Source organism: Brumimicrobium salinarum (assembly GCF_002844555.1).
Taxonomy (GTDB): Bacteria; Bacteroidota; Bacteroidia; order Flavobacteriales_D; family Crocinitomicaceae; genus Brumimicrobium; species Brumimicrobium salinarum.
Genome location: NZ_PJNI01000012.1, coordinates 102,037 through 112,252 on the forward strand (window position 1 = coordinate 102,037; position 10,216 = coordinate 112,252).

A 10,216-nucleotide genomic window follows, 5' to 3' on the forward strand; every position below is an offset into this window, starting at 1 on the left:
ATTAACTCCTTTAGTCGTTGAGCTCGCAGGCTCGGTTCATGCGTTTAATTTTAAATCAAAATCTTACAAATACACAAGTACCCATAATGGGTTTCTCAAACTTTACAGGAAATACAGCTAAAAACTTGACTTACAAATGTTATCATTTTTAAAGATTAAAGTTGATGAATAATTTGGGATAAGTCTAGTTTTTCGAAGCAAACAAAAACATTCTAAAGCTAGAGAGAAAATAATTAAACCGGTTTAGAACCTAGTTTAAGAGAAAAAGAAAAAGTACTTCCCTTTTCGAACTCACTCTTAACGGTTATGGTTTCATTATGAGATTCAATAATATGTTTACAAATAGCCAAACCTAAACCAGAACCACCGTCATTCCTATTTCTGCTTTGTTCTACACGATAAAATCTTTCAAACAATCGAGGTAAATCTTTTTCTCGGATACCAATTCCATTGTCGGATACTTCTGTAATTAAAGATTGGTTAACAATCTCAAAACGAATTACAGTTGCTCCATTTTCTTTAGAGTAATTAATAGAGTTGGCAATTAAATTCGAAAAAACCTGAGCTATTTTTGGCCGATCAGCCAAAACGTAAATAGGATCATATTTTCTTTCCAACTTTACAATAATTGATTTATTTTCGAACTGTTCTTCAAACGAATTAATAATATCTTGGGTGAGTTTAACAATATCAAAAGATGTTATTTTCAAAGCAACTTTATTGACCTCTAAATTCATAATTTGATCGAGATCTTCAAGAATTTCTGTCATTCTTTCTGTTGCAAAAGAAGCCCTTTCTAGAAATTTCCTATTTACTTTTTCATCTTCTAATCCTCCTTCTAAAAGCGTTAAAATATATCCTTGAATACTAAACACCGGAGTTTTCAACTCGTGGGCAAGATTTCCCAAAAATTCTCTTCGAAATGCGGCTTGTTCCTTAAGCTTTAATATTTCTTTATTTCGCTCTTCCGCCCAAAGCATAGATTCGTCAGCTACTTTATCAATAATATCTTCATTCAGATTTATTTTTGGTTTAGCAACCTGAACAGTACTACCATGGTCAATGATTTTATAAATACTTTGGATTCGGTCTTCAATAAAGTATTTCAATAAAATATACCCCAAGCCAAACGATAATAAGCCACTAGCTACAGCAATAATTAACTGATAAAAAAAAGACACTTCAACAACGTATGTGCTATAAACCATAAGCAGTACAGCAACGAATACGATTTGAGCAATCGCCCCAATCAATAGAATGTGAACTGGTTTAATATTTCTCATCTTTCATCAAATGTATATCCCACGCCTTTAATTGTATGGATATAGTTATTACCTATTTTTTCTCTTAGTCTCCTAATATGTACATCAACAGTTCTTTCACCTACAATGGTGTCATCTCCCCAAACTTCATTTAAGATTTGATCCCTATTGAAAACAATTCCTGGGTTTTTCATTAAATACCCCAATAATTCAAATTCTTTTTTGGGTAAATATAATTCATCTCCTTTGAAAAACACTAAATACCGATCCGAATCTAACCTTAAATCTACTTCTAGTTGCTTAGCTTCAACAGTTGGTTTTCGCCTTAAAAGTGCTTCTATCCTACTCGTTAACACCTTTGGTCTTATGGGTTTATTGATATAATCATCTCCTCCGGCAGAAAAACCTGCAATTTGAGAGTAATCTTCTGCCCTAGAGGTTAGAAAAGCAACTATAGGTTGAAAAGGCAAATCTAAATTTCGGATAGTTTCACAAACTAAAACGCCATCCATCTTTGGCATCATAACATCTAATAAAACTAAATCGGGATGAAATTCCTTACATAGGTTTACTGCATTTTCGCCATCTCCAGCAGTAAAAACGTTATATCCTTCTTTTTTTAAGTTATAAGATATCATTTCTAAAATATCCACGTCATCATCCGCTAATAGAATGGTTGCTTTAGTTATCATATTATTTGTTTTTATACCCAACAAAGTTAAGTGGTTGTGCACCCATCAGGATTAACGATATTTTACGATTAGGTTAACAATATAAGATGAATGTTAAATTAACATTAACTTTCAAATAAATCAATGTGAATTTATTACCATAACTGTATATTTGGCACATAATTATGGGAAATGTGATTTAATATGAACGTCATTAATTCATTAATTTTCATCACATCAACTGTTATGAAAAATAAAAACATGAAAAATATTAAAGTCTTATTAATTCTTTGGTTTGCTATAGTTTTAAATAACACTGTGTTTTCACAGCTTTCAGATTATACTTTTGGTGAAGGACTTACCTATAAAGCAAAAGATTCATCATTTTCAATGAACGCTTCGGTAAGGTTTCAAACTTTATTTATTAGTGATTGGAGTGTTAGGAATGATGATTTCAATAATATAGGTGATTTATCTAGCAATTTTCTCATTCGTCGTGCACGTGTAAAGTTTGACGGATTTGCCTATTCTCCAAAATTAAAATACAAAATAGAATTAGCGTTGGCTAATCGCGATACTGACCACTCTGGCGAAAGTTATTACGGTGAGGGCGGAAATATTGTTTTGGATGCCTATTTAAAATGGAATTTTTACAAACCCTTTTCTCTAAAAGTAGGGCAATTCAAATTAGCGGGAAATAGAGAACGTCTATTATCTTCTGCCAATTTACAATTTGTGGATCGTTCTTTATTAAATAGCCGATTCACATTGGACAGAGACATTGGAGCGAGTTTACATTTTGACAAAACACTTGGAGATCAATTTGGAATTGAGCTTAGTGCAGCTTTCACACAAGGAGAAGGCAGAAATATAATTTCGGGCAATCTTGGTGGCTATCAAACTACTTTTAAAGCTGAAATCATGCCTTTTGGACAATTTAAAAACGGCGGAGCCTACGTAGGTGCAGATGTTTACAGAGAAGAAACTCCTAAATTAGCTTACGCTATTGCTTTCGATAAAAACACTGGGGTTTCACGTAGTCGAGGTAATACAGGTCTTTTCTTTCCGAATAATGTTGTTTTAAAAGACTTGATGACAATTTATACAGACCTAATGTTTAAGTATAACGGATTTTCTTTGATGGGAGAATATGTTTATAGAAAAACATCAGATAATAATCCTCGAATTTTTGATAACAATGGTGCCATGACAATATATTCCTACTTCACAGGAAGCGCAGTTAATTTGCAATCTGGTTATTTATTCAAAAATAATTTTGAAGTATCTTTACGATACACCGCTTTAAGGCCTTATTCGGCTACAATTTCTCCTAATCTTAATCATTATTTAATAGGGTTTTCAAAATATATTAAAAACCACAGTTTAAAAGTTCAAACTGATTTAGGATATCTTGAGAACGAGTTCTTTGATGATGGTCTAACATGGAGAATGCAAATAGAATTCGGATTTTAATACAGATTAGAAGATGGTTAAGGTAAACCCATCATAACTATACGAAAGGTTTAACTCCCCTCTATTGTACATGTTAAAAAAGCTTCAAATATACTTTGAAGCAAAATTCACTGCCTGAGTTTATTTTAAAATTTGAAAAGCTTAACACCAACCGACTGTCATTTCAATCATCTTTAAAGTCTTTGATTTTAGAGATGGAGAAATCTTATTAAAACCAAACTGGTATAATTATGGGAATTCAAATAAAACACTATTAATCTAAAAACTGTAGTCGCGAACATGCGAAATTCTAAAAGTAAACCAACCACTAACATAGAGGTATAGTATTTAGCATTTCCCTCCTTTTCATCTATTGACGACCAATAAAAGTAACACCATAAAAAAAGCCCAAACATTTCTGTTTGGGCTTTTCTATTTTAATATTTAACTCATTATTGCTTTACAACTTTAAAGGTTCTCTGACCTTCACCATTATAAATTCTTAGCGTATAAACACCTTTTTCTAAATGGTCAATCGCTAAAGTAGCTTTAGTTGAGTTGTTAAGTGCCTTATCCTCAAACAATACTACTCTACCATTCATGTCTAACATTTCAGCCTTTAAAGCTGATGCGTTAAACGGATTAACGATATTCAATAAATCTGTCGCAGGGTTTGGATGAACTGAGATTTTTTCGAATTCCTCTTCAGTTACCGAAACATACGTACATGTCGGATCAACATTAACAACTAAAAGCGCTGTATCTGCTGGACATGCAGCGTTGGCTACAACATAATAATAATTGTATTGTGCTGGTATCTGTGGTGCAATCGGGTAAGAAGTAGACAATGGAGCGTTATTATAATCGATCCAAGTACCGCCTAAATCTACTGTTCCACCTAAACCTGCTAACAAATCAATTGGCTCTTCCTTACAAACTGTAATGGTAGAATCTCTACCTGCAGAAGAAGCATTATACAAATTAATTGTTGCTATTGTAGTATCTGCTTGACATAATCCTTGAACAATATATGTCAGGTCATACGATCCACTTGTGACATAATCCACATTCAGTAGAGAGTCTTGTTCAATAGATGCTTGGTTTTGCGGGAAGATCCATTCACCATATATATTTGTGAAATTATATAAATCTTCCATCAGGTTAACGGTTCCATCAGTTCTACACAAATCTTTTTCAAAGTCTGCAACAGGAGTTGGAATACATTCACCAAAACACACGTCATCTATATACATATCATCTGCGTTTGGATCTGAATCAGGCATATGGAATGCAATATAAACGGTACCTGTGTATCCAGTAAGATCAATCGTTGTATCAAGATAATTAGTGTTAGTGTACACATTGAAATGCATCAAAGTATCAGTAAAATCAGCAACCTCACTACCTGATGTAGACAATAAAACTTGGAATCCATTAGGGTTTGAAGCACTTTCAACACTGTAATAGAAATTCATATACTCAATCCCCTGCATGTTCAACTCTGGTGTAATTAAGTAATCATCATTTTCTCCTGTATTAGAGAAACCTGGAGAAAAGATTGCAGAGTATGCACCTGTATTAGGGTTAGCAGTACTCACTTGCCAGTTGTCTCCATCTAAATTACTGTTACGAACTCTCCAACATCCAATATATGGAGAATTGTCGATATCAAAACCTTCACAGAAACCATTTGCTTCATAAATAAGACATTCTGTTAAGATACTACCTGATGAAGCTGACCAATCACTTTGCTCATTTCCACCACAGTCAGCCTGAACATAAAATTCATATCGTGTATTTGCATTTAGTCCTGTAACTGTATATGGGTTAGAAGTTATCCCTGTCAAAACAGTACCTGTTCCCTGAACGAAACCTTCTTCACCGTACTCAATATTCCAAGTTGTTGCACCTGAACCTTGCTGCGTCCAACCAATTTCAATAGCAGTAGACATTTGATTGAGCACTATTATGTCGAAAGGAGTTGGACAAGTAGGTAATGTTGTAAACGAATAAGGACCTGATAAAGTACTTACATCTCCACTACCACAATCAGCTTGTACATAAAAATCGTAATCTGTTTCTGGTGTCAAACCAGAGATAGAGTATGGATTAGTTGTAACAGAGGTTCCTGTTCCAGGAGTAAATCCTGCAGGACCATACTCAACATTCCATGTTGTTGCCGAACCATTTTCTGTCCATGCTAGATCTACGGTGGTGGCATCAATATTTTGAATTGATAAATCTGTAGGTTCTGGACAAGAAGGACTCGTCTCAACAACTACGCTATCAATATATAATCTCCATCCATCCAAACCACCTGCTGGAACATGAAACGCAATATTCACATCTCCTGTAAAAGAATGTAAATAAATTATTTCCTCTTCATAAGTAGTGTTATCAGCTTCCTTTAGAGGCATTATGGTATCTGTAAAGTTACTGGAACCAATACCTGAGGTAGACAACAATACTTGAAAATCATTAGGTTCACCAGCACTTTGTACCCTGTAGTGAAATCTTAATCGTTCGTTTCCAGTCAAGGTAAGTGTTGGTGAAATTAAGTAATCATCATTTGCTCCACCATTAAAGTCGGTATTCATGGCAGCTACTTCATCACCTGAAAGCGAGTTTGAGGAATAATCCATGTCCCATGTATCCCCATCATTATTATCATCTAATACCGTCCAACAGTTTTGAGTTGTCGATGTTGAGGCAAAGTTTTCTGAAAAAGGAATAGAAAGTGGAGCACAAGCAGTAGTAAAACTAAAAGGTCCTACCCAAGTACTTTCATCTCCACTTCCACAATCTGCTTGAACGTAAAAGTCATAACTTGTATTTGGTGTCAAACCTGTTACATTGAAAGGATTTGAAGTTACTCCGGCACTAGTTGGGGTTCCAGTTGGTGTAAAGCCAGCGGCCCCAAGTTCGATATTCCAAGTTGTTGCCGTACCACGTTCAGTCCACTCTAAATCAGCGGAAGTGGATAACAGATTCGAAACAGAAAGGTTTGAAGGAGACAAGCAACTAGGAGCTGGCAGAATATTAAAAGTATAATCTTCAAATTCCCCATACGTAAATCCAGTCTCACATGTGTTAACATCACCAGAAGATGAAAGCCAATGACTCACAATTCGCATTCTTGTTGCTCCTACAGCCGCCCCAGTAGGAACAGTTATAGTACCTGTATGACTTGATTCATAAGTTGAGCTTTGATAAGCAACATCAAAAGTTCCAGACTGACTCCAATCAATCCAAATTCTAAACCCAGCAGTTCCACCAACTACTGTGGTATTAAAAGTGAAACTTTCACCTATCTGAACATCCAATGTTTGTGCTGTAAAGTCACCATAACCATTAGATGAGAATCCCGTACCCATATTGTTGATATTCTGCACACCGTTACTTGTGGAAAAGTCATCGATATATCTGTTAGAATTTGTTGCTTGTGGAACACAATATGTTTGTGCCCTTAGGCTTGTTCCAAAAAGTATCGTCAAGAACGATAAGATTGGAATAATTAGTAAATTTCTTTTCATAATTTTAAGTTTAAAATAATTATTCACAATTAAATATTAGTAATGGATATCCATAAACAGAACATCCTATTTAAATACTAATTTGAATTGTAGCTTTCCATAAAAACTATCTTTAGAACGGACATCTTCATTTTAAGAAGACGTCCGTTTAAATTTTATTTATTTGAACAGTAATTTTATTAATTTACTGCTTCACTACTTTAAATGTTTTCTGACCTTGGTCATTAAAAACACGTAGCGTATAAATTCCTTTTTCTAGGAACCCAATTGACAAAGTAGCTTCAGATGCGTTATTAAGCGCTTTATCTTCAGTTAATACTACACGTCCATTCATATCAAACATTTCAACTTTTAAAGATGAAGTATTCGACGGATTCACAACATTAAGTTGATTTTTTGTAGGGTTTGGATATACAGAAATATCTGTAAAAGTTTCACTATCCAAAGAAACACTACAATTAAGATCAACAGTCACTTCAACTATTGCTGTATCCGCTGGACAAACGCCATTAGACACTACATATAAATATTCGAAAGGACCTTCAGTTCCTGGAGAAGTTGGTTTAGCATTCGGCAATAAATTACCGTTGTAATCATACCAATCTCCTCCCATATCAACATTTCCTGAAAGATGGCTAAATAACTCCAACATTTCAAATTTACATGCAGTAATTGAAGAACCAGTTCCAGCTGAAGATTCGTTATAAACATTAATCAAAGCTGTTGTTGTGTCGTAACACACATCGTAACGATCGAAATACCTTGCTTCATACGTACCTGCTGGTAAAGAAGTATAAGTAAATATAGAATCATTTGTTAGATAAGGATCATAGCCATCAATTGACCAGAAACCATTATTACTAGGTCGTGTAACGACATCATTTAAATCAATTGATTCCGACGTACGACAAACATCCTGAGTTCCATCTTGACCAAACCCAACAACACAATTATCAATGGTTACTTCATCCACAAGGATGTCATTATAATGAGCGCTATTAGATGTAACAGTCTGATCAGTCATGAATCGAACCTTAATTGTACCACCTGCATAAGCGCTTAAATCGTAACTTGCAAATTGCCATTTAGCAGAATCTCCACTTAAGACATCTAACAAGTTCCAAGTTGAGCCATCATATACAGAAACATACAAAGGAACATTATCCCCAGGGTAATCTTCGTTGTTACTGAACCATTCGAAACCTAAAAATGGTGTCGTTAATGGTGAGATATCAATTTCTGGAGTTATCAACATCATACTGTCTGGAGTAGGTGATGAACCGTCAGACCATGCAAAGGTACCTGCTGCTCTACCATTGTTCGCCGCTGCGTAACCAGCCTGTCCTGAAAACTTCCAAAAGTTATTTGAACTAGTGCTTGATGTATTTGAAGATAAGTTCTCCCAACAACGAGGTTCATCACCACTATTAAACCCTTCATAGAATGGTGCAACAGCAGTACCACATCTTGTGTATACAGAAATCGGTCCTGCGAAAGAACTAAAATCTCCTCCTCCACAATCTGATCTTACATAAAAATCGTAGCTTGCGCTTGGGTTAAGACCCGTTACATCAAAAGGATTTGTACCTGCAGTAACGGTTGTTCCGCTTCCTGGCGTAAATCCAGACATTCCATATTCAATCTCCCAAGAAGTAGCACTATTTTGCTCTACCCATGTTAATTCAACAGAGGTAGTTGTTGTACTTATGGTATCTAAACTCAAAGGCTCGAAACACGTTGGCATTTCAATAACAGAAATATCATCAATTGCTACATCCCCCTCATAAGAAGCTCCTTTAACTACCGAAAATCGAATTTGAATATCATTAGAATATGCACTAATATCAACATATTCTACAATCCAATCATCGCTACTAGCTGTTAATTGAGGACCAGTAATTGTTAACTCATTATTCCACGTAACTCCTGCATCATCAGTAACTTCAATTGATAAATTATCAATATCGTCACCATACATATGGTGATGGAATTTAAGTGCGGGTGCAGTTAAACCTGTAACATCAATTGTAGGTGTATACAATTCAGCAATATCTCCAGTACTTCCTGAAGAGGCTTCTACGTAGAAATAAGATTGACCACTTTTAGGACCACTTGGACCAGTGTTTGAAGAAATTGTTCCGCCTCCGCTTCCTTCTACGTCCCATCTAAAATCAGATGAAGTATAACTTGGTACAGATGACCAACAGTCTTCTATTTCTGAATCTGTAGTTTCCATTGCTGTTTCTACATCATAAAAGAATGGTGCTGTAAAAACATCACATAATGTTGTAAAACTAAATGGACCTGTCCAAATACTTTCATCGCCTCCACAATCAGCTTGCACATAAAAATCGTAATCAGTATTTTGTGTCAAGCCTGTTGCATTAAAAGGGTTTGAGGTTACACCAGAATTTGTAGGTGTTCCAGTTGGTGTAAATCCAGCTGCACCTATTTCAATATTCCAAGTTGTTGCTGAACCGTTTTCTGTCCAACCTAAATCTGCAGAATTTGATGTTATGTTAGCAACAGTCAAACTAGAAACTGGCATACATGGAGGTGTGTATGTTTCGATTATATAATCTTCAAACTCACCACTTGAATATCCAGTTGCACAAGGATCAGCTGGTCCAGAACTTGGTGTAAACGAGTTACCAATTCTCATACGATAAATTCCATCGGTATTCGGAACAGTAAATTGTCCAGAATGTGATCCCGAATAACTTGAAGTTTGAAAAGCTACTTCAGAAGACTCAAAATCAAGGTTACTATTTGCATCAATCCAAATTTTGAATCCGTAAGTACCCGAACTAAAGTTAGCGGTAAAATCCACATTTGTTCCTCTAATAGCGTAAATAGTATCTGTAGTATATGTACTATAACCATTTGAAGCAAACCCAGACCCCATATTACTAACATTAACATCTGCACCTGTTGTTTCGAAGTCGTCTATATAACGGCTATTATTGGTTGCTGAAGGTTGACAATATCCAGTATAAAAATTTAAAGGACCTACCCACGTACTAACATCACCGCTTCCACAATCCGCTTGAACGTATAAATCGTAATCGGTATCTGGTGTTAATCCAGTTAAAGTGTATGGATTAGTACCAACGGATGTCCCTGTTCCTGTAGGTGTAAACCCAGCTGGACCATATTCAATATTCCATGCTGTTGCTGAACCATTTTCAGTCCACGTAATTCCAGCAGAGGTTGTTGATAAAGAAGACAATTCAAGATTCGTAGGCTGAATACAAGAAGGGGCTTCAGTAATAGAAATATCATCAATTGCTATATCACC

The 10,216-nt window shown here is 35.3% G+C and carries 5 protein-coding genes; 1 reads left to right on the top strand and 4 read right to left on the bottom strand.

Translation table 11 applies throughout. The features are described 5' to 3' along the window. Positions 1-233: 233 nt before the first annotated feature. Entirely contained in the window at positions 234-1,283 is a 1,050-nt protein-coding gene (locus CW751_RS11285; protein ID WP_101335139.1) for a sensor histidine kinase, read from the bottom strand. Next, positions 1,280-1,954, bottom strand: a complete 675-nt coding sequence (locus tag CW751_RS11290; protein WP_101335140.1) for a response regulator transcription factor — start codon at positions 1,952-1,954, stop codon at positions 1,280-1,282. The genes CW751_RS11285 and CW751_RS11290 overlap by 4 nt, the downstream gene beginning before the upstream one ends. A 240-nt stretch (positions 1,955-2,194) precedes the next feature. Here CW751_RS11290 and CW751_RS11295 point away from each other — a divergent pair, with 240 nt between their 5' ends. Then, entirely contained in the window at positions 2,195-3,406 is a 1,212-nt protein-coding gene (locus CW751_RS11295) for a porin (protein ID WP_165779294.1), read from the top strand. Between the two features lie 431 nt (positions 3,407-3,837). Here CW751_RS11295 and CW751_RS11300 read toward each other — a convergent pair whose 3' ends face one another. Further along, positions 3,838-6,918, bottom strand: coding sequence for a T9SS-dependent choice-of-anchor J family protein (locus tag CW751_RS11300; protein ID WP_101335142.1), 3,081 nt, complete (start codon positions 6,916-6,918; stop codon positions 3,838-3,840). A gap of 184 nt (positions 6,919-7,102) precedes the next feature. Next, positions 7,103-10,216: fibronectin type III domain-containing protein (locus tag CW751_RS11305; protein WP_119782964.1), on the bottom strand; the 3,114-nt coding region annotated here is incomplete at its 5' end.